Below are 19,678 nucleotides of genomic sequence, written 5' to 3'. Positions count from 1 at the left end.
TACAGCGGGAAGATAGCTCCAAGCTCTTGCCCCAAGCTCTTGCCCCAAGGTCTTGCCCCAAGGTCTTGCCCCAAGGTCTTGCCCTATGGCGGTCAAACCAAGTCGGCGATAAAACAGTGCTTACGGGACACTGGACACACACCCGTTGGAAACAGGACAATGGCCTTCTGGATTGCAGGCGCGGTTGGATTGGTGATCGCCTATCTCCTCGGCTCGATCCCGTCGGGCTATCTGGCGGGGAAGCTCCTTCGGGGCATCGACATTCGCGAGCACGGCTCGAGGTCCACCGGCGCCACGAATGTGTTGCGGACCCTCGGCAAGTGGCCTGCGCTGGCGGTGCTGATCGCCGATGTGCTGAAAGGCGTGGGGGCGATCCTCGTTGCGCGCTGGTTTTGCCCCTGGCTCACCAACGAATTGTCTCCGACGCCGCCGCCGACGTCCGATCTGCAAACCTGGGTGGCATGGGTGGTGTGCCTCGCCGGCATCGCCGCGCTGCTGGGGCATGGCCGCTCGATCTGGTTGAATTTTACGGGCGGCAAATCGGCTGCGACCGGGCTCGGCGTGCTGCTGGCGATGTCGTGGCCGGTGGGACTGGGTGCAGCGGCGGTGTTTGGCGCCGTGCTGGGGTTGGTGCGGATCGTTTCGCTCAGTTCGATGCTCGCGGCTTTGACGGCCATCGTCCTCGTCTGCGGCTTCGCGCACCCTCTGCCCTATCGGCTGCTGGTGATCGCAGGAGGCCTCTACGTGATCATCCGCCATCGCGCCAACATTCAACGGTTGCTGGCGGGTACGGAGCCGCGGCTCGGGCACGGCAGCGCGGATGTGAAAGCCGAAGCGCAGGTCTGATGCGAGTCAATTCACCGCCTGAAGCGCGGCCGTGAAGGTGGCGAGGTCGGCGCGCGCCACCTCGTCCGGCGCCCATTTCGGAAGATCGGCGAGTTCTGCGATCACGCGGGCCCGGTCCTGCGGCAAGAAGAAATCGGCCCAGACCTCGCGCGTGTCGCGGATGGCCGCCGCCACCAGGCGTGCGTTGGCCGGCTTGCTCGCGTTCTGGATCGCCGAGCAGACCATCGTCAGGATGTATGTGGCGCTATTCCTGCGCATGCCCGCGAACCCGTCCTCGCGTATGCGCGTGAGCTGCTCGGGCGCGAGGCTCGCCCTGAACAATTTGCTCGTGGTCGCCTCGCGCGCCATGCCGCGGATCATGAAGTTCATCGCTGCCGCGTACTGATCGCCATACTCGGTCATGTTGCGCGCAAGCGCCGTAAAGTCGGGCTGCGGTCCCGGCTTGGAGCCGTAAAAGATGATGATCTTATGGGTTGCCTGTGCCGCGTCCATCCAGTCGGACAGCCAGTTCATATCGCTCGCCTGCGCGGGCGGCAGCGCGGCCAGGGCGTCGACATCGAAGACGTGGCCGAGCAGTGCAGCGATGTCCGGCCGTGTCATGTCGGGCCGCCCGCTCTTCTTGGCCACGCCATCGACATAGACCTTGAAGGCCTTCGCGGCATCGACTGCGGCGGCCGTGTCGCGCGCACCGTCCTGCGCGAGCGCAGGCGAGACGAGCGCGAGAAGGACCAGGAGAATTCGGACGATCGGCACGGGAAGCCTCAAATGGCGCGATTCGCGGACGATGGCCGTTGTTGGTCGCTGGCCGCACCGCCGAGGTTCAGGGCCAGAGCCTACAGTTCCGGCAGGCCGGGCGGGGGCTTGCGCATGTTCGAGGCCTGCTCATAGGCGTAGGCGAGACGCAACAACTTGTGCTCGCTCCAGGCCTTCCCCGCAAAACTGACGCCGAGCGGATAGACCGGCGTGTCCTTGTCGCCGGCCCCGGAGACGAAGCCCGCAGGCACCATGACGCTGGGATAGCCCGCTTTCGCCGAGATCACGCAGCCGCTGCTGCCCGGAAACAGCACCGCGTCGAGCTTGTGCTGGTTGATGTAGGCGTCCATGCCGAGCGTCCTGGCGGCGAGCAAATCCATGGCACGCGCCGATTTGTACTCGCGCTCGCTCAAATCGCCTTTGGTGAGGTCGGCGGCGAGAAACAGGTCCTGGCCGAAGCGTAGCGCCTTCTTCGCGTCCGCCGCGTTGAAGGCGATGATGTCGGCCATGGTCTTGATGTCGGTATTGGTCGCCCAATCCTTCAAATAAAGATTGAGACCGTATTTCAGCTCGTAAAGAAACACGATCGGCGCCCCCGTCGGATTGCCCTTGTTCTCGCTCAGCGGGTTGCGGTTGAGCACGGCCATGCCGGTGCCCGGCCCGCCGAGCCAGCCGCGCGTCGGCATGTTGGCGCGCACGATGACGGCGCCGAGATCCTCCATCACCTTGATCGCATCAGTCATCACTTTGGCCCATCCGGGCTGCAGCTTGCCGTAATAGCGATCGTTCAGCGGATCGGAGGGGTCGCTCGGCACGCCGATGCGCGCGCCCTTCATCGCATCGCGCGCGAGGCCCGCGGTGTAATCGGCCGGCCGCCGCTGCCGCCTGGTCGCGGGATCGCGCGGGTCCTGGGCCGCCAGCACATTCAAAAGCATCGCCGCGTCGCGCACCGTGCGCGTCATCGGCCCTGCCGTGTCCTGGCTGTGGGCGATCGGCACGATGCCGGCGCGGCTGATCAGGCCGACAGTTGGCTTGACCGTAACGAGGCCGTTCATGCTGGCCGGATACAACAGTGAACCCGACGTCTCGGTGCCGACCGAGGCCGCGCACAGGCCGGCCGCCACGGCGACCGCCGATCCCGAACTCGAGCCCCCCGGAGACACCAGCGGGATGTCGTGATCGCCCATCAGCGCCGGCGCATAGGGGTTCTTCACCTGGCCGCCCAGCGAGGAGTAGCCGCCGGGCATCTCGATCGCGATCATGTTGGCGAACTCCGTCAGGTTCGCCTTGCCCAGGATCACCGCGCCGGCCTTCCGCAGCAATTTGACGACGGTGGCATCGCGCCTGGCGCGCGCGCCGTCCAGCGCCAGCGAACCCGCCGTCGTCGGCTGCTTGTCGGAGGTCGCGATGTTGTCCTTCACCAGGATCGGCACACCGGCCAGCGGGCGCTTGGCCGATGGTTTGGTGCCGTCGAGCTTGCCTGCGATCGTCAGCGCATCGGGATTGAGCGTGCGGACCGCGTTCAGCGCCGGCCCGGCACGGTCATAGGCCGCGATGCGCGCGAGATAGGCTTTGGTGAGCGCCGTCGCGGTGACCTGCCCGCTGGCCAGGGCATCGACGATGTCGCTCATCGGCGCGTCCTCGAGCCTCAGCTCGGGCGACGCCACGGCGCGGCGGGTTGGCTTCTTCATGGCGTGCCTCTTGGACGGATATATGCTACAGAGCGTAGCATTTATGCCGCTTGCGCGGCAAGCAGATCAGGAGACCCCATGGACTGCACGATCCGGCCTGCGCTTGACGATGACGCCGCCGACATCAGCGCGGTCATCCTGCGCGCGCTGCGCGAGACCAATGCAAAGGATTATACCGACGAGATCATCGCAAGGGTGGAGCAGAGCTTCAGCCCGAAGGCCGTGCGATCGCTGATCGCAGCACGCACCGTCTTCGTCGCTACCATCGGCAACCGCCTCGTCGGAACGGCAAGCCTCGACGGCAGCGTCGTCCGCACCGTGTTCGTCGCGCCCGACATCCAGGCTCGCGGGATCGGCAAGGCACTGATCGCAGAGATCGAGCAAATCGCGCGCGCCCGAAACATTGCCGCATTGACGGTTCCGTCATCGGTCACTGCCGAAACATTCTATGCCCGGCTCGGCTTCAAGGCCGTGCGCGACAGCTATCACGGCGACGAACGCACGATCATCATGGAGCGGCTGCTCGATGGCGGGCGATAGGTCCGATTCGCCGAGAGTTTCGGAGGAACCGCGTAGCGGAAGTTTGTCGGGCAGGGAAAGACGCGGTCACCATTACTCGATCACCTCGTCGGCACGGGCAAGCAGTGTGGCCGGCAATTGCAGGCCGAGTTGCCTGGCCGCTTTTTGATTCACGACAAGCTTAAACTCTGTTGGGCCTTGCACAGGCAGCGAGCCGGGATTCGCGCCGCGTAATATCCGGTCGACGTACGATGCCGCTCCTTCATGCATTGTGTTGAGGTCCACGCCATATGACATGAGGCCGCCCGCAGTACAGAACAGACGAAGCGGGTAGATTGCGGGAAGGCCGCAGCGCGCAACAAGAGCGACAAACGAGTCACGTTGCAACGACGTGAGAGCGTCTGGCAGAAAAATCAACCCACTCTTCCGCCGATCCTTGAACGAGAGAATGAGCCGCTCGATGTCGGAACTGGCGCCAACAGGTGCATCGAGTGAAGCGATTCCCGATGTTTTGGAAATTTCATCGATCGACTTGCGAAACGCTGCCGAGTTGTTTCCCGGTTCGGGATTGTAGACGAGACCAATATGCTCGATGTCCGGCGCGGCCTCCTTGAGGAGAGCGACCCATTTTCCGCCGAGCGACGGCTCGAACGGCGCAAAACCCGTCACGTTGCGGCCCGGCTTCGCGAAACTCTCGACATAATGCATTCCGACGGGATCACTGACCATAACGAAGACGGTCGGGATCGTAGAGCTTTGGGCTTGCAACGCAGCCATGGACGTATTGGTTTCCGCGAACAGCACGTCGGGTTTCATCGCAAGCAATTCGCGGGCATATTGCCGCGTCCGATCAGTATCGCCGCCGCTAACTCGGGCCTCGATCAGGAGATTTCGGCCTAACCGCCAGCCACGGCTCTCAAGCGCCGCTTCAACGTCCTTCGCGGTTCGCGGGCTCGCCACCAGCATGCCAAGACGGTGAACGCGATCTTGTGCTGCCGCGCGGCCAATGCTCGCGACCGCACTCAAGCCGACGATGAATTCCCGCCGCCTCATTCAATCCCCCGACAACCGCTGTTGTCAGACTAACATCTCCCGGCGGCGAGTGCATCCGCCAAAGCGCCCCGGGAATAACGACCATCCCGCCTTGATCCTTTGCGCCGGATAGACCACCATCGCATTTCACCGCTCACACCAGAATGAGCGAGGAAACGCGGACATGGACGCAACTGTCGGAATTGATCTCGTCGCGCGGGCGCAGGCCATCGCACCGCTGATTGCTGGTGAGGCCAACGAGATCGAACGGACGCGGCGGCTGACGCCTTCCGTCGTCGAGGCGCTGATCGAGAATGGGCTGTATCGCGCGCTGCTGCCGCAGAGTCTCGGCGGGTCGGAGGCGCCGCCCGAGATCTTCATGCAGATGCTGGAGGAGATCGCGAAGGCCGATGCCTCCACGGCCTGGTGTCTCGGCCAATGCAGCGTCTGCGCCATGATCGCAGCCAGCCTCGACCACGAGGGCGCGCACGCGATCTTCAACACCGCGCCCGGCATCCTCGCCTGGGGCGCGATCGCGCATGAGGCGCGCGCGGTCGAAGGCGGCTACCGCATCACCGCGCGCTGGGATTTTGCCTCGGGCTCGCGGCAGGCGAGCTGGCTCGGCGCGCATGTCCGCATCGCCAATGCCGACGGGACGCCGCGCAAGAACCCAGACGGTTCGCCGGAGATGCGCACCATCCTGTTCCCGCTCGCGAGTGCCGTGATGCACGACGTCTGGCAGGCGATCGGGCTCGCCGGCACCGGCACCGATTCCTACGAGGTGAATGACCTCTTCATTCCCGATCGCTTCGCCGTGTTCCGCGACGTGCCGAGCGCCCTGCGCGAGCCGGGCACGCTCTACCGGCTTCCGACCGGTTCGACCTTCAGCCTCGGCTTCGCCGCAGTCTCGCTCGGCGTCGCGCGTGCGACGCTGGATGCGGCGATCGCGCTGGCGCGCGCAAAGCACCAGTCGTTGGCGGCAAGCGCCATGCGCGACAACCAGGCGGTCCAGGGTCTGATCGGCCGCTCTGAGGCGGATCTGCGCGCCGCGCGCGCCTATCTCTATGCGACCGCAAATGCGATGTGGCGCGACCTCTCTGCGACCGGCACGTTCAGCCCGGTGCATCGCAATGCCGTCCGCCTCGCCGCGACCTGGACCATCCAGCAAGCGGCCAAGGTGGTCGACACCGCCTATCACATGGCCGGTGCCACCGCCGTATTCCGCAGCAATCCGTTCGAGCGGCGGTTTCGTGACATGCACGCGATCGCCCAGCAGATCCAGGCGCGTGACACGCATTACGAGGACGTCGGCAAGACGATCCTTGCCGAAAGCCGCTAGTCATCTGCCAGCAAAGTGCGGCGCTTTGTCTCTGCTCACGACGAACGATCAATCCCTTCATGCGCTTAGCGCATTGAGTCATGCAAAAGCACAGTAGCGAATCCGTTGAACCACGGAGGCCATGCGGCCCTTGTTGTTAAACAATTTCTGGGACCGTTCCGGGAAGACCAAGATCAATCTCTTGGAATGCCCGGGAATTTTCGATGTTCACACTCAAGTCGATTGCGGCCCGCCTGATTCTTGCCATCGCGCTTACCGTGGCGGTGGCCTGCGCCATTCTCTCCGGTTTCTCGATCACCCAGCAGCGGGCACTGACGCGGCTCGCGCTCGATCAGCAGCTCAAGCTGCAATATGAGAGCGTGGTCGCGGCGATCGATTATGAGGGTCGTTCGGCACTCGCCGTCTCGGCTGCGATCGCAGCCCTGCCGCCGGTCGGCGACGCTATCGCCAAGGGCGACCGCGACAGCCTGGCCGCGCTGCTCGGCGACACCAACAAGGCGCTGAAGGCGCAGGGCATCCCGCTGATCACCTTCCAGGTTCCGCCCGCGATCTCGTTCTATCGCGTTCACGCCCCCAAGACCTTCGGCGACGACGTCTCGGGCCGCCGCGCCACCGTGGTCGAGGCGCTCAAGACCGGCCGCCAGATCGTCGGCGTCGAGCCGGGCCGCGAAGCGCTCGGCATCTTCGGCATGACGACGATCGTGCGCGACGGCAAGAACCTCGCCAATGTCGACGTCGGCGCCGCCTTCGGCAAGGAATTCGTCGACCGCGCCAAGAAGCGCTTCGGCATCGACCTCGCGGTCTATTCCGTCGACGGCAAGTCGCTGAACAAGCTGTCCTCGACCTTCGGCGAGAACGCCGTCGCCAGGCCGGACGAACTGAAAGCCGTGATCGACGGCGCGCCGCTGCTGCGCGAGGCCGAGCTGGATAACCATCCGGTCGCGGTCTATGTCGGGCCGATCAAGAACTATGCGGGGCAGCCGGTCGGCGTGCTCGAGATCATCAAGGACACGACCGAATACGAGGCCGCGTTCTCAGCCGCCGAGCGCAATCTGATCCTCGGCACGGTCGCGATCCTCGCCGCAGCGATCGTACTGGCGCTGCTGCTCGGACGCGGACTGTCGCGGCCGATCAGCGCGATCACCGCGGTCATGAACCGGCTGTCGCGTGGCGATACCAGCGTCACCATTCCGGGCAGCGAACGCCCGGACGAGCTCGGCACCATGGCCAAGGCGGTCGAAATGTTCCGCCAGAGCATGCTGGAGACCGGTTCGCTGCGCGTGGCGCAGGAGGCCGCCAAGGCCAAGGCCGAGATCGAGAAGCAGGCGCTGCAGCGCCAGATGGCCGATCGCTTCGAGGCCGACGTCAAGGGCGTGGTGTCGGCCGTCGCCAAGGCGACCGAGGGCATGCAGCATGTCGCCGGTGAGATCACGTCTAGCGTCAACGGCACCTCGCAGCGCGCCTCGGCCGCGGCGACCGCGTCGGAAGAAGCCTCCACCAGCGTCAACGCGGTGGCGGCTGCGACCGAGGAGCTCGCCTCCTCAGTCACCGAGATCGGCCGCCAGGTCACCCATTCCAGCCAGGTCGCGAGCGGCGCGGTGGTCAAGGCCACCGAGACGACGGAGATGGTCACGAGCCTTGCAGCTTCCGCCGAGCGCATCGGCGACGTGCTGCGCCTGATCAGCGAGATCGCGAGCCAGACCAATCTGCTGGCGCTGAACGCCACCATCGAAGCTGCCCGCGCCGGCGACGCCGGCCGCGGCTTTGCCGTGGTCGCCTCCGAGGTGAAGGAGCTGGCGAGCCAGACCGCGAAAGCGACCGACGAGATCGCGACCCAGGTCAATGCGATCCAGGCCGCGACCGGCAATTGCGTCGCCGCGATCTCCGACATCAGCGGCACCATCCGCGAGATCAGCGGCATCGCCACGACGATTGCGGCTGCGGTCGAAGAACAGGGCTCGGCGACGCGGGAGATCGCCCGCAGCGTGCAGCAGGCCTCCACCGGCACCACCGAAGTTTCGGCCAATGTCGCCGGCGCAAGCCAGGCGGCCGATCAGTCGCGGGCTCTTGCCGGCAATGTCATGGTTGCGTCAGGAGAGCTCGGCCAGCACGCCTCGGCGCTGATGAAGAGCGTGGATACGTTCTTGGCGGGACTGCGGGCGGCGTAGGGTTCGCTGATTTGGATAAATTGAGCCGCGAGCTCGGTGCACCTCTCCCGCTTGCGGGAGAGGTCGGCGCGTAGCGCCGGGTGAGGGCTCTCTCCTCTTGGGGGTGCTCGCCTGTGGAGATACCCCACCCCAGCCCTCCCCCGCAAGCGGGAGAGGGAGTGCACCTGTTCCGTAACTGCAAAGTCTAGGCTACCAGCGCGGCGTTCTCATCCGCGCCGTCGATCCCACGCTGCGCGGCCAGCAGGCCGATGATCTCCACGTTCGGCCGGGCCCTGCTGAACAGAAAGCCCTGCCCCTCGTCGCAGCCCTCGGTGCGGAGGCAGCTCAGTTCGGCCTCGGTCTCGACGCCTTCGGCGGTGATGATGACGCCGAGGCCTTTGCCGAGGCTGACGATGGAGCGGATGATCGCCTGCGCCTCGCGATTGGCGCCGAGGTCGCGCACGAAGGACTGGTCGATCTTGATCTTGTCGAACGGGAAGCTGCGCAAATAGCTGAGGCTGGAATAGCCGGTGCCGAAATCGTCCATCGAGATGCGGACGCCGAGCGCACGCAGCGCATGCAGCGTCGCCAGCACCTGCGCGCTCTTCTCGAGCAGCAGCGTCTCGGTGATCTCGAGCTCGAGCCGTCGTGGCGGCAGGCCGGAATGTTTCAGGGCGTCCGTGACCATCGACAACAGATTGCCGCTGCGGAACTGGAGCGGCGACAGATTGACGGCGACACGGACGTCGTCCGGCCAGGTCGCAGCATCGAGGCAGGCGCGGCGCAGCATCAACCCGCCCAGCGGGTTGATGAGACCGGTTTCTTCCGCCACCGGAATGAACTCGGCCGGCGAGACCATGCCGCGCTCGGCATGCGGCCAGCGCACCAGCGCTTCGAAGCCGGTGATGCGACCGCTCTGGAGGTTGATCAGCGGCTGGTAATACGGCCGCAGCACGTCGTTCTGGATCGCGTCGCGCAGCTCGACCTCGATCTTGCGGCGGCTTTGAGCTTTTGCATCGAGCGCGGCCTCGAAGAAAGCGAAGGTGCCGCGCGCATCCAGCTTGGCGCGCGACAGCGCCATGTCAGCGCTCTTGAGCAGCTTTTCGGACTCGTCGCCGTCGCCCGGCGCCATCGCAATGCCGATGGACGCGCCGATCACCACGGAATGGCCGTCGAGCAGATAGGGATCGGCGATGGCCTCGAGCAAGCGTTTTGCCAATCCCACCGCGTCTTCCGGCCGGGCCAATCCGCTCTGCACGATCGCGAACTCGTCCGAGTTGAGCCGCGCCAGCGCGTCTTCGTCGCGCAAGGTCGAGCGCAGGCGCTTGGCGACGCCGCGCAGCAGCTTGTCGCCGACGGCGTGACCCAGCGTGTCGTTGACCGCCTTGAAATTGTCGAGCCCAAGCATCAGCACCGCGACCTTCTCGGGGCTGCGCCGCGAATGCTGCAGCATCTCGTCCATGGTCTGGCGCAGCAGATTGCGGTTCGGCAGGCCGGTCAGCCCGTCATGCTGGGCCATGAAGGCAAGCCGCGCTTCGGCGCGCTTGCGTTCGGTAATGTCCATCAGCGCCAGCAGCACCGCGGGCCGCTCGTCATAGCTCAATTCACGCGAGTAGATCGCGAGATCGATCAGCGCGCCGTCGGCCTTGACGTGCTTCCAGGTGCGCGCGGCCTGCTGTTCGCCGGTCGGGTCGGTGGCCCAGGGCGGCTCGCTGTCAAAGGCCTGCAGGGAGCGGATCTTCAGCTTCTCGAACTCGGCGCGGCTATAGCCGTAATACGCGACCGCCGCGTCGTTGACGCCGAGGATGCGCTCGTCGTCCAGCGCGCAGACGATCATGGGGACGGGATTGCCGTCGAACAACAGGCGGAACGAGGCCTCGCGCTGCTTCAATTCGGTGATGTCGACGCGCAGGCCGACGACGCCGCCGTCATCGGTGCGGCGCTCCTCGATCAGGATGACGCGGCCGTCCGACAGCGTCTGCTCGTGGCGCTTGCCGGGCTCGTGGAGCTTCTGCAGCCGCTGGGCAATCCATTCGTCCTCGTGGCCGGCGGCTTCCGGATAGTCGCCGCGGGCAACGCCGACGCGGAGCGTGTCTTCGAGCCGCGCGCCTTCGGCAAACAGATCGGCGGTCTTGCTGTAGATCTCGGCATATTGCTTATTCCAGAGGACGTAGCGGCCTTCGGGATCGAGGATCACGATGCCCTGCGGCAGCAGGTCGACGGCCTGGCGCAGCCGCTCATGCGATTTGCGCGCTTCGGCGATGGCCGCTTCAACTTCGGCACGGCTCTGCACGAGCTGGTCGCGTTCGACGGGCGGCCGGGGCGCGCGCGCAAATCGCGGCTTGCGCGGCTGTCGGCCGCCTCGGGCAAGCACGTTGCGCTTTCGCTTTTCTGTTTTTTTGGACCCCAAACTCAACTTCACACGTCCTCGCCGCGCCCAGCGACGCAAGTCTTGCTCCAAGTGTCTGAAAGAAAAGTAATCTTGGATGGTCTCGTGCCCCCGCGGGCGCGCCATGCGGCAGCCAGGAGCCGAAGCGTTTTGCCTGTTTGCGAGGCGCGATCAGCGTCATCGGGCGCGTCGAACCTGCTCCCTTGTCGCGACCGACGAGAGCGGAGACGCAAAAACGTGCAGTCTCCATGAATCAATTCCGAAATGCGGCCTCTTGCATGCAGGAGACAAGCGCATCTCGTTCTGCGCACGAATTTTGGTCAACGCAGGATAGAGTTATCGCGCCGTTAAGGATCGCGCCCGTCGCGGCAGAAATCCACGACTTTCACATGATCGCCTCGCGCCACTCGCGCATGTGAAAGTCGCGCGACGAGAACGGAACCGACCGCGGCCGTAAAGACGTTGTGAGGCGCGGACCGGCCGAACGCCTGATCCTTACCCCTGACGCGGCGTTCGGCTATAAGGATGCCAGCATGAGTCCCCGCCGCATCGCCCCTCTCCTGCTGATGATGACGCTCCTGGCCGCCGGCGGCGCGCTGGCCCAGGACAGGGGCAGCGTGAATCCGAAACCGTTGCCGCCGTTGGTCCATCCCAACGATCCCAAGATCGGCGCCAAGGAGCTGTTCGCGCGCAAGCTTTTGCCCTCGACCGGGCCGGCGCACGTCATCGGCTCCTATGTGAAGGGCTGCATCGGCGGCGCCCAGCAGATGCCGCTCAATGGCGATAATTGGCAGGTGATGCGGCTGTCGCGTAACCGCAATTACGGTCATCCCGACATGATCGCGCTGATCAAGCGCCTGGCTGCCAAGGCGCACAAGGACGCGGGCTGGCCGGGCATTCTGGTCGGCGACATCGGCCAGCCGCGCGGCGGGCCGGCGCTATCAGGCCACGCCAGCCATCAGATCGGGCTCGATGCCGACATCTGGCTGACGCCGATGCCCGACCATCGCCTTTCGCGCGAGGAGCGCGAGGAGATGTCGGCGGTGATGATGGTGCGCGAGGATCGCCTCGACATCGACCCGAAAGTTTTCACGCCTGCCCACGTGCTCGTGCTGCGCGACGCGGCGCAGGAGCCGGCGGTGCAGCGCATCTTCGTCAATCCCGCGATCAAGAAGGCGCTGTGCCGCGAGGCCAAGGGCGACCGCTCCTGGCTGTCGAAGATCCGGCCGTGGTGGGGCCACGACTATCATTTCCACATCCGCATGCGCTGCCCGGCGGGCGCCGGCGAATGCCAAGGACAGCCCTCGCAATCCGAGGACGAAGGCTGCAAGCCCTCCGATTTCGCCTACTGGTTCAGCGAGGGCGTGCTGCACCCAAAGCCGCCGCCGGAGCCGCCGAAGCCAAAACCGCCGATGACGCTGGCGCAGATGCCGGCGGCCTGCAAGGCGGTGCTGCATGCGGGTGATGCGAAGCCGTAACAAGTGCGTCAGCCGGCTGGTCCCTGTCCCCCGTCATGCGCTAGGATCGGCTTGCCGCCGTGCCGTAAGCAAGCGGCTCCGTCGGGATGCGCATCCCGTTGTTCAACGAACCGCACGCCCCGCGTCCCTTGCGTGGCCAAATATGAGATTCGACATGCGCGTCCTCGCTCTCCTTGCCGTGCTCGCGCTCGGCGCGACCTCCGCTGTTGCCGCGGAGGAACCCAGCGGCTGCGACAAGTTCAAATGGCCGATCGAGCGCGACCGCGCGGCGCTGACTGCGCCGGACCGCGCCAAGCTTGCGTCCGGAGCCGAGCAGGCGGCAGTGCCGGCATCGGCCATCACGCTGGGGTTGGTCGCGCCCCAGGAGGCAAAGCTGCCGAGCCCGCCGGAGCGGGCGCCGAAGCACGGCACCTTTGCCGGCTTCACCAGCATCAAGGCGACGAAGGCCGGGCTCTACACGATCAGCCTGTCCTCGGGCGCCTGGGTCGATTTGGTCCAGGACGGGCATTTCCTCAAGCCCGTGGCCTTCAGCGGTGCCACCGATTGCGACGGCATCCGCAAGACCATGAAGTACGAGCTCTCGGACAAGCCGTTCGTGCTCCAGATCAGCGGTGCCAAGGACAATTCGCTGTCGATTTCGATCCTGCCGGCGCAATAAGCCCATCGCCTTGGGCAAACGGTCGCCTTTGACGTGAGGCCCCGGCCTGCTATCTTCGAGACCAGCGATATCCCCGCCGGCCGTAAGCCGTTGCGGGGACCCGTGGAACAGCGCTTCCGCCCGTCGCGACCTAACCCCAATGCCAGATTTGCGCGTGTTTTAGCGCGCGCGGGCTCGCACGGAGCGCCATCCATGTATCGTATTGCCGGACTTTTCACCGCCTTCGTCATGCTCGCGGGCGCGAGCCTCTCGCCTGCTAGCGCCGAGGACAAAACCATCACCGTGTTCGCCGCCGCGTCGATGAAGAACGCGCTCGACGAGATCGACGCCGCCTACACCGCCAAGACCGGCGTGAAGATCACCGCGAGCTACGCGGCAAGCTCGGTTCTGGCAAAACAGATCGAGCAGGGCGCGCCGGCCGACGTGTTCGTCTCGGCCGACACCGACTGGATGGACTATGCGACATCGAAGAAGACCATCAACGAGCCGACCCGCGTCAACCTGCTCGGCAACAGCATCGTGCTGATCGCGCCGAAGGATTCCAAGATCGACAACGTCACCGTTGCGCAAGGCCTCGACCTCGCCAAACTCGCCGGCGACGGCAAGATCGCGACCGGCGACGTCAAGTCCGTGCCGGTCGGCAAATATGCCAAGGCGGCGCTGGAGAAGTTGGGGGCCTGGCAGGCGGCGGAGCCGAAATTCGCGATGGCCGAGAGCGTGCGCGCCGCGCTGACGCTGGTGGCCCGCGGCGAAGCCAATCTCGGCATCGTCTATTCCACCGACGCCAAGGTCGAGCCGGGCGTGAAGATCGTCGGCACCTTCCCGGCGGATTCGCATCCGGCGATCATCTATCCGGTGGCCGCAACCACGACCGCGAAGCCCGAGGCCAACGACTATCTCGCCTTCCTGCGCACCTCGGCCGCCAAGACCATTCTGGAAAAATACGGCTTCAAATTCCTGATCTCGCCCACAACTTAGTTTTTGCGACGTGATAGCTACGACTTGATGCTCGACATCTCTCCCGCCGAATGGACGGCGATCCTGCTCTCGCTCAGGGTCGCCGTCATAGCGACGCTGGTGGCAACGCCGTTCGGCATTGCGCTGGCGTGGCTGCTCGCCCGCAAGGATTTTTGGGGCAAGTCGGTGCTCGACGCCGTCGTGCATCTGCCGCTGGTGCTGCCGCCGGTCGTGACCGGCTATCTCCTGCTTCTCACCTTCGGCCGTCGTGGCCTGGTCGGCGCCTTCCTCGCCGATCATCTCGGCATCGTCTTCGCCTTCCGCTGGACCGGTGCGGCGCTCGCCTGCGGCGTGATGTCGTTTCCGCTGCTGGTGCGCCCGATGCGGCTGTCGATCGAGGCGATCGACCGCCGGCTCGAGCAGGCAGCCGAGACGCTCGGCGCCGCGCCGTTCAAAGTGTTCTTCACGGTGACGTTGCCCTTGGCGCTGCCCGGCGTGCTCGCCGGCATGGTGCTTGGCTTTGCCAAGGCGATCGGCGAATTCGGCGCCACCATCACCTTCGTCTCCAACATTCCCGGCGAGACCCAGACGATCTCGTCCGCGATCTATTCGCTGATCCAGACGCCGGACGGCGATGCCGCCGCGGGACGGCTGGTGATCGTCTCGATTGTGCTCGCGCTCGGCGCGTTGATCGCCGCCGAATGGTTCGCCCGCCGCGCCACGCAGCGCCTGCACGGAAATTGACCATGCTGCGCGTCGATATCGAAAAACAGCTCGGCGAATTCTCGCTTTCCGCGTCCTTCGAGAGCGAAGGCCGCGTCACCGGCCTGTTCGGCGCATCCGGCGCCGGCAAGAGCTCGCTGATCAACATGATCGCAGGCCTGCTGCGGCCCGACCGCGGCACCATCGTCATCGACGGCGACGTTGTCGACGACACCGCCGCCGGCATTCACGTGCCGACCTGGCGCCGCCGCATCGGCTATGTGTTCCAGGATGCGCGGCTGTTTCCGCATCTCAACGTCGCGCAAAATCTCGACTATGGCCGGCGGATGAACCGCCTCGCGGCGGATCCGGCGCAGCGCACGCGCGTCGTCGAGCTGCTCGACATCGGCGCTCTGCTCGACCGCCGCCCCGGAAGGCTCTCCGGCGGCGAGCGGCAGCGCGTCGCGCTCGGCCGCGCGCTGTTGTCAAAGCCGCGCCTGCTGCTGCTCGACGAGCCGCTCGGTGCGCTCGACGAGGCCCGCAAGCTGGAGATTTTGCCTTATCTGGTGCGGCTGCGCGACGAGGCCAATGTCCCCATGGTCTATGTCAGCCACGACGTCGCCGAACTGCGCCAGGTCGCGACGCAGATCGTGATGCTGAGGCAGGGTCGGGTGACGTCGTTCGGTGGCGTGAAGGTGCTGACGTGAGGCCCGTGGCCTCTCCCCGTCATTGCGAGCGTAGCGAAGCAATCCAGAGTCTTTCCACGGAGGGATTCCGGATTGCTTCGCTGCGCTCGCAATGACGAGACTGGGGCTAGACCCCCGCGACCGACGTCCACAGCTCCGCGAGCTTCTTGCGCAGCGCCTGGCTGCGCGTCAGCGGCGCCGGGGTTTCGTCCTCTTCCGGCAGGCGGAGGCCGACGACGTTGACGCGGCCGCCGGAAATGCTGCGTGCGACGAGCACGATGGTGTCGAGCGCGAGCTCGGCACCTTCCTTCGGCGCGCGATCGAGATGGACGTCGAAATAGTCGGCCAGCGTCAGCTTGCTATCGTCGTCACTCGCCTTCACGCCATAGATCTCCGCGAGCTCGGCGAGCGTGTGCTCGCCGGAGACCATGAAGTCGCCGAGCAGATGCGGGTCGGGCTCCGAGCTCGGCTGCATGTCGACAAAGAAGCGGTCGAGCGCTTCGGCCTTTTCCGGCGGCGCCAGCAGGTAGATGTAGTCGCCGGGCGCAATCGGCTCGGCTTCCACAGGCGTCAGGATGCTCTCCTTGCGGATCACCAGCGTCGGTTTGGACCACGACGGGATCAGGCCGCGGCGGAAATACAGGCTCTTGGGCCGCACCGGATAACCGACCAGCTGCTGCTCGAGCTGACCGGGCAGATCAAGCTCGACACGGCGGGGCCCGCGTTCCGCACGCGGCAGCGCCACGTGCAGCTTGCGCGCGGCGGGCGCCAGCGTCCAACCCTGCAGCAACAGCGAAATGATCACGACGACGAAGGCGACGTCGAAATAGAGATAGGCTTTTGACAGGCCGACCAGCATCGGGATCGACGCCAGGAAGATCGCGACCGCGCCGCGCAGGCCGGTCCAGGCGATGAAAATCTTTTCGCGCCAGTTGAAACGGAACGGTGCCAGGCACACGAACACCGCGATCGGCCGTGCCACCAGCATCAGGACAAAGGAGACGCCGATCGCGGGCAACACGCTGGAGCCCAGCCGGCTCGGCGACACCAGGAGGCCGAGCAGCACGAACATCACGATCTGCGCCAGCCAGGTCGCGGCGTCGAGAAACGCCACCACCGAATTATGCGCACGCGTCGGCCGGTTGCCGATGATGATACCGGCGAGATAGACGGCGAGGAATCCGGAGGCGTGCATGATCTGCGAACCGCCGAAGATCACGAGTGCGGCCGTGGTCACGAACGGTGCGTGCAGGCCTTGCGGCAACGCGACCTTGTTGAGCCCGATGACGACGAGACGTCCACCAAGGAAGCCCACGACGGCTCCGAGCACCGCCTCCTGGACAAACTCCATCACCACATGGCCCGGCGAGCTCGAGCCCAGCGAGATGTATTCGACCAGCATCAGGGTGAGGAAGATGGCGAAGGGATCGTTGGTGCCGGATTCCGCCTCCAGCGTCGCACCGACGCGCGGGCGTAGGCGCAGGCCCTGGGTGTGCACCAGCAGGAATACGGCGGCCGCATCGGTCGAGGCCACCACCGCACCGACCAGGAGCGACTCCGCCCAGTTGAGATCCAGCGCAAATTTCGCGAACGGTGCCGTGATCAGCGCGGTCAGCAAGACGCCGACGGTCGCGAGCACCACGGAAGGCGCGAGCACGGTGCGGATGCTGGCAAAGCGCGTCTTCAGGCCGCCGTCGAACAGGATCAGGGCCAGCGCCACCGAGCCGACCAGATAGGTCGTGCCGACGTCGCTGAACTGGAGCTGGCCGGGACCTGAATCCCCCGCCAGCATGCCGATCGCGAGGAAGACCAGCAGCAGCGGCGCACCGAAGCGCAGCGCGAGCAGGCTCGACAGGATACCGGCCATCACCAGGACGGCGCCGAGCAGAATGGCGATGCTGAAAGAGTCGAGTGAGGCCATCCACCTTCCGGGTACAAATCGCTGGAATTGCATCCTTATCGTCGCCGCACCGGCGCGCCAACCCATTTTCTCCCACTCGCGGCAATCTGCCCGTATTTTGCGGCCTTAACGCGCTTCACTTCGCGGTGTATCGATGGCCCGGCCGCTTCCTTTGTGGGATTCTGCGGCGCTTCCGAATCAATTCCTTTCGCCGCCCAGCGAGACTTCTCCAGCGAGACCTTCCTACGAGATTTGCCCGATGGACCTCAAAGACTTCATGGAGTTCGTGCAGACCACCGCGCGCAGCGTCGGGGCGGAAATCGCCTCGCCCTGGTTCTACCTGCAATTTGGTCTCATTCTGATGGCGGCCGGGATCGCCTATGCTGCGGAAGCCGCCATCCGCAACCGGGTCGACATGACCTCGCTGGCGATGCGCTGGCCGCTGCCGCTCCGCCACTTCGCCCGCGTGATGGTCTCCAGCGGCTCGACCGCGGTGTTCACCCTGCTCGTGATCGTCTCCCGCGTCGTGATGTATCACGCGACCTGGCCGAGCCGCAGCTATCTGCTGATGGTCGCCGCCAAGCTGGGGCTCGCCTGGCTCGCGATCCGGCTCCTGACCTCGGTGCTGCGCAACGCCTTCTTCGTCAAGCTGGTGTCGGTTGCGGCGTGGTTTGTCGCCGCGCTGTCCATCCTCGGCCAGCTCGACACCACGATCGAACTGCTCGACTCCTACGCCATCGTGCTCGGCGGGCTGCGGCTGACGCCGCTGCTGGCACTCAAGGCCGGCGCGCTGTTGATCCTCGCGCTCTGGCTCACCAACATCGCCAGCAATTTCGCCGAGAGCAAGATCAACTCGGCCACGGACCTGACACCGTCGGTCCAGGTGCTGCTGGTCAAGATCATCCGCATCGGACTGCTTGCAATCGCCATCGTGCTCGCGCTCGGCACGGTCGGCATCGACCTCTCGGCGCTCGCGGTGTTCTCCGGCGCGGTCGGCGTCGGCATCGGTATCGGCCTGCAGAAGATCGTCGCCAACTTCATCTCCGGCATCATCCTGCTCGCCGACAAATCGGTGAAGCCGGGCGACCTCGTCACCATCGGCGACAACACCGGGCGCATCAGCGCGATGAAGACGCGCTATATTTCCGTCGCCGCCGGCGACGGCCGCGAATTCCTGGTGCCGAACGAGGATCTGGTGACGCAGAAGGTCGTCAACTGGACCTATACCGACAAGAACACGCTGGTGAAGATCATTTTCGGCACCAATTACGACGCCGATCCCAGGCTGGTCTGCAAGTTCGCCATCGAGACCGCAGCCGCCCACCCGCGCGCGCAGAAGGGCAAGCCGCCGAACTGCATCCTGACCGAGTTCGCCGAGGCCGGCATGAAGTTCTCGCTGACCCTCTGGCTTGCGGACCCCGACGGCATGGACAACGTCAAAAGCGACGTGATGCTGTCGCTATGGGACGCCTTCAAGCGCGAGGGCATTCGGGTTCCCTACCCGGTCCGCGAAATCCGCGTCCGCGGCGGGGCGCTGCCGGTCGAAACCACCGTGGAAGTCCCGAATTGAGCCGCCTTTCGGGCGCATCTCGAGTAGGTTCTTGATTTGGCGCGTTTTCTTCACGCGAACCGGTACCCACTTCGCTCGAAAACGCTCTGGCTTGGCTTGCGCGGAGGCCCGCAATCATTAAATTAGGGCCTCAAATCAAGCCCTTCCGCCGTATTCCAGAAGATAGCGCCCGCATGAGCTACGTCGAAGCCACCGATACCTCCCTGCGCAAGACCGGACAGATCAAGCTGCATGGGCCGACCGCCTTTGCCGGCATGCGCAAGGCCGGTGCCCTGGTGGCGAAGTGCCTCGACGAGCTCACCGACATCGTCGGCCCCGGCGTGCCGACTGATCGGATCGACGAATTCGTCCGCGAGTTCGCCTTCAGCCATGGCGCCTATCCGGCGACGCTGATGTATCGCGGTTATCGCTACTCGACCTGCACCTCGCTCAACCACGTGGTCTGCCACGGCATGCCCGGCGACCGTCCGCTCAAGGAAGGCGATATCGTCAACATCGATGTCACCTTCATCGTCGACGGCTGGTACGGCGATTCCAGCCGGATGTATGCGGTCGGCCCGATCGCGCGCAAGGCCGAACGGCTGATCGAAGTGACCTATGAAGCCATGATGCGCGGCATCGCCGCGGTGAAGCCCGGCGCCACCACCGGCGACATCGGTCATGCCATCCAGAGTTTCGTCGAGCCGCAGGGCATGAGCGTGGTGCGCGATTTCTGCGGCCATGGCCTCGGGCGCATGTTCCACGACGAGCCGAACATCATCCATATCGGTCGGCCCGGAGAAGGCGTGCAGCTCAAGCCCGGCATGTTCTTCACGATCGAGCCGATGATCAATCTCGGCAAGCCGCACGTGAAGATCCTGTCCGACGGCTGGACCGCGGTCACCCGCGACCGTTCGCTCTCGGCGCAGTTCGAGCACTCGGTCGGCGTCACCGCCACCGGCGTCGAGATTTTTACGCTGTCGGAGCGGCATGGCGAGAAGCAGATCGGCTGATCTGCTGCCATCTCGTCCC

16 protein-coding genes are annotated in these 19,678 nt (G+C 65.3%); 11 read left to right on the top strand and 5 right to left on the bottom strand.

Annotated features, from left to right (window positions below; genetic code table 11):
- Positions 1-159 precede the first annotated feature (159 nt).
- The gene (plsY, locus tag K3F49_RS32020) at positions 160-846 is read left to right on the top strand and encodes a glycerol-3-phosphate 1-O-acyltransferase PlsY (protein ID WP_234684883.1); all 687 of its coding nucleotides are present in this window, start codon (positions 160-162) and stop codon (positions 844-846) included.
- A 6-nt stretch (positions 847-852) separates the two neighbouring features.
- Here the strand turns inward: plsY and K3F49_RS32015 are convergent, their stop codons facing one another.
- Positions 853-1,599, bottom strand: a complete 747-nt coding sequence (locus K3F49_RS32015) for a hypothetical protein (protein ID WP_234684882.1) — start codon at positions 1,597-1,599, stop codon at positions 853-855.
- Between the two features lie 80 nt (positions 1,600-1,679).
- Complete coding sequence (locus tag K3F49_RS32010; protein ID WP_234684881.1) at positions 1,680-3,290, bottom strand: amidase family protein; 1,611 nt, start codon at positions 3,288-3,290, stop codon at positions 1,680-1,682.
- Between the two features lie 78 nt (positions 3,291-3,368).
- Between K3F49_RS32010 and K3F49_RS32005 the strand changes: the two genes are divergently transcribed.
- Positions 3,369-3,830, top strand: coding sequence for a GNAT family N-acetyltransferase (locus tag K3F49_RS32005; protein ID WP_234684880.1), 462 nt, complete (start codon positions 3,369-3,371; stop codon positions 3,828-3,830).
- A 72-nt stretch (positions 3,831-3,902) separates the two neighbouring features.
- On the opposite strand, the gene K3F49_RS32000 is transcribed toward K3F49_RS32005, so the two are convergent.
- On the bottom strand, positions 3,903-4,862 hold the full coding sequence (locus K3F49_RS32000) for an ABC transporter substrate-binding protein (protein WP_234684879.1): 960 nt from the start codon (positions 4,860-4,862) through the stop codon (positions 3,903-3,905).
- Between the two features lie 163 nt (positions 4,863-5,025).
- On the opposite strand from K3F49_RS32000, the gene K3F49_RS31995 reads away from it, so the two are divergent.
- Complete coding sequence (locus K3F49_RS31995) at positions 5,026-6,180, top strand: acyl-CoA dehydrogenase family protein (RefSeq protein WP_234684878.1); 1,155 nt, start codon at positions 5,026-5,028, stop codon at positions 6,178-6,180.
- A 203-nt stretch (positions 6,181-6,383) separates the two neighbouring features.
- Positions 6,384-8,348, top strand: coding sequence for a methyl-accepting chemotaxis protein (locus K3F49_RS31990; protein ID WP_234684877.1), 1,965 nt, complete (start codon positions 6,384-6,386; stop codon positions 8,346-8,348).
- 184 nt (positions 8,349-8,532) lie between these two features.
- Here the strand turns inward: K3F49_RS31990 and K3F49_RS31985 are convergent, their stop codons facing one another.
- Positions 8,533-10,701, bottom strand: a complete 2,169-nt coding sequence (locus K3F49_RS31985) for a putative bifunctional diguanylate cyclase/phosphodiesterase (protein ID WP_234684876.1) — start codon at positions 10,699-10,701, stop codon at positions 8,533-8,535.
- A 548-nt stretch (positions 10,702-11,249) separates the two neighbouring features.
- Between K3F49_RS31985 and mepA the strand changes: the two genes are divergently transcribed.
- The 5 genes from mepA to modC all read left to right on the top strand — a co-directional run bounded on the left by mepA (position 11,250) and on the right by modC (position 15,218).
- Positions 11,250-12,194, top strand: coding sequence for a penicillin-insensitive murein endopeptidase (gene mepA, locus K3F49_RS31980; protein ID WP_234684875.1), 945 nt, complete (start codon positions 11,250-11,252; stop codon positions 12,192-12,194).
- A gap of 154 nt (positions 12,195-12,348) precedes the next feature.
- Positions 12,349-12,852 carry a hypothetical protein gene (locus K3F49_RS31975; protein ID WP_234684874.1) on the top strand — a complete coding sequence of 168 codons (504 nt, stop codon included), beginning with the start codon at positions 12,349-12,351 and terminating at the stop codon, positions 12,850-12,852.
- Positions 12,853-13,044: 192 nt separating this feature from the next.
- A complete protein-coding gene (gene modA, locus K3F49_RS31970) occupies positions 13,045-13,830 on the top strand; it encodes a molybdate ABC transporter substrate-binding protein (RefSeq protein WP_234684873.1) in 786 nt (261 codons plus the stop codon).
- 27 nt (positions 13,831-13,857) lie between these two features.
- Complete coding sequence (modB, locus tag K3F49_RS31965; protein WP_234684872.1) at positions 13,858-14,553, top strand: molybdate ABC transporter permease subunit; 696 nt, start codon at positions 13,858-13,860, stop codon at positions 14,551-14,553.
- 2 nt (positions 14,554-14,555) lie between these two features.
- The gene (gene modC, locus K3F49_RS31960; protein WP_234684871.1) at positions 14,556-15,218 is read left to right on the top strand and encodes a molybdenum ABC transporter ATP-binding protein; all 663 of its coding nucleotides are present in this window, start codon (positions 14,556-14,558) and stop codon (positions 15,216-15,218) included.
- A gap of 106 nt (positions 15,219-15,324) precedes the next feature.
- On the opposite strand, the gene K3F49_RS31955 is transcribed toward modC, so the two are convergent.
- Positions 15,325-17,118 carry a potassium/proton antiporter gene (locus K3F49_RS31955; protein ID WP_234684870.1) on the bottom strand — a complete coding sequence of 598 codons (1,794 nt, stop codon included), beginning with the start codon at positions 17,116-17,118 and terminating at the stop codon, positions 15,325-15,327.
- Between the two features lie 238 nt (positions 17,119-17,356).
- Between K3F49_RS31955 and K3F49_RS31950 the strand changes: the two genes are divergently transcribed.
- Positions 17,357-18,667, top strand: coding sequence for a mechanosensitive ion channel family protein (locus K3F49_RS31950; RefSeq protein ID WP_234684869.1), 1,311 nt, complete (start codon positions 17,357-17,359; stop codon positions 18,665-18,667).
- A 173-nt stretch (positions 18,668-18,840) separates the two neighbouring features.
- Positions 18,841-19,659 (top strand): type I methionyl aminopeptidase, encoded by an 819-nt coding sequence (gene map, locus K3F49_RS31945; RefSeq protein WP_234684868.1) that lies wholly within the window; start codon positions 18,841-18,843, stop codon positions 19,657-19,659.
- The last annotated feature ends 19 nt before the right edge of the window (positions 19,660-19,678 follow it).

This window comes from Bradyrhizobium monzae, from assembly GCF_021458635.1.
Lineage (GTDB): Bacteria > Pseudomonadota > Alphaproteobacteria > Rhizobiales > Xanthobacteraceae > Bradyrhizobium.
Note: the sequence above shows the minus strand (reverse complement) of the source record. Positions and strands in the feature narration are given on the sequence as shown.

Coding starts and splice junctions, on each gene's coding strand:
- K3F49_RS32000 (WP_234684879.1), bottom strand. CDS start 4,862: ATGAGGCGGCGGGAATTCATCGTCGGCTTGAGTGCGGTCGCGAGCATT.
- modB (WP_234684872.1), top strand. CDS start 13,858: ATGCTCGACATCTCTCCCGCCGAATGGACGGCGATCCTGCTCTCGCTC.
- mepA (WP_234684875.1), top strand. CDS start 11,250: ATGAGTCCCCGCCGCATCGCCCCTCTCCTGCTGATGATGACGCTCCTG.
- modA (WP_234684873.1), top strand. CDS start 13,045: ATGTATCGTATTGCCGGACTTTTCACCGCCTTCGTCATGCTCGCGGGC.
- K3F49_RS31950 (WP_234684869.1), top strand. CDS start 17,357: ATGGACCTCAAAGACTTCATGGAGTTCGTGCAGACCACCGCGCGCAGC.
- K3F49_RS31995 (WP_234684878.1), top strand. CDS start 5,026: ATGGACGCAACTGTCGGAATTGATCTCGTCGCGCGGGCGCAGGCCATC.
- map (WP_234684868.1), top strand. CDS start 18,841: ATGAGCTACGTCGAAGCCACCGATACCTCCCTGCGCAAGACCGGACAG.
- K3F49_RS31990 (WP_234684877.1), top strand. CDS start 6,384: ATGTTCACACTCAAGTCGATTGCGGCCCGCCTGATTCTTGCCATCGCG.
- K3F49_RS32005 (WP_234684880.1), top strand. CDS start 3,369: ATGGACTGCACGATCCGGCCTGCGCTTGACGATGACGCCGCCGACATC.
- K3F49_RS32010 (WP_234684881.1), bottom strand. CDS start 3,290: ATGAAGAAGCCAACCCGCCGCGCCGTGGCGTCGCCCGAGCTGAGGCTC.
- plsY (WP_234684883.1), top strand. CDS start 160: ATGGCCTTCTGGATTGCAGGCGCGGTTGGATTGGTGATCGCCTATCTC.
- K3F49_RS31975 (WP_234684874.1), top strand. CDS start 12,349: ATGCGCGTCCTCGCTCTCCTTGCCGTGCTCGCGCTCGGCGCGACCTCC.
- K3F49_RS31955 (WP_234684870.1), bottom strand. CDS start 17,118: ATGGCCTCACTCGACTCTTTCAGCATCGCCATTCTGCTCGGCGCCGTC.
- modC (WP_234684871.1), top strand. CDS start 14,556: ATGCTGCGCGTCGATATCGAAAAACAGCTCGGCGAATTCTCGCTTTCC.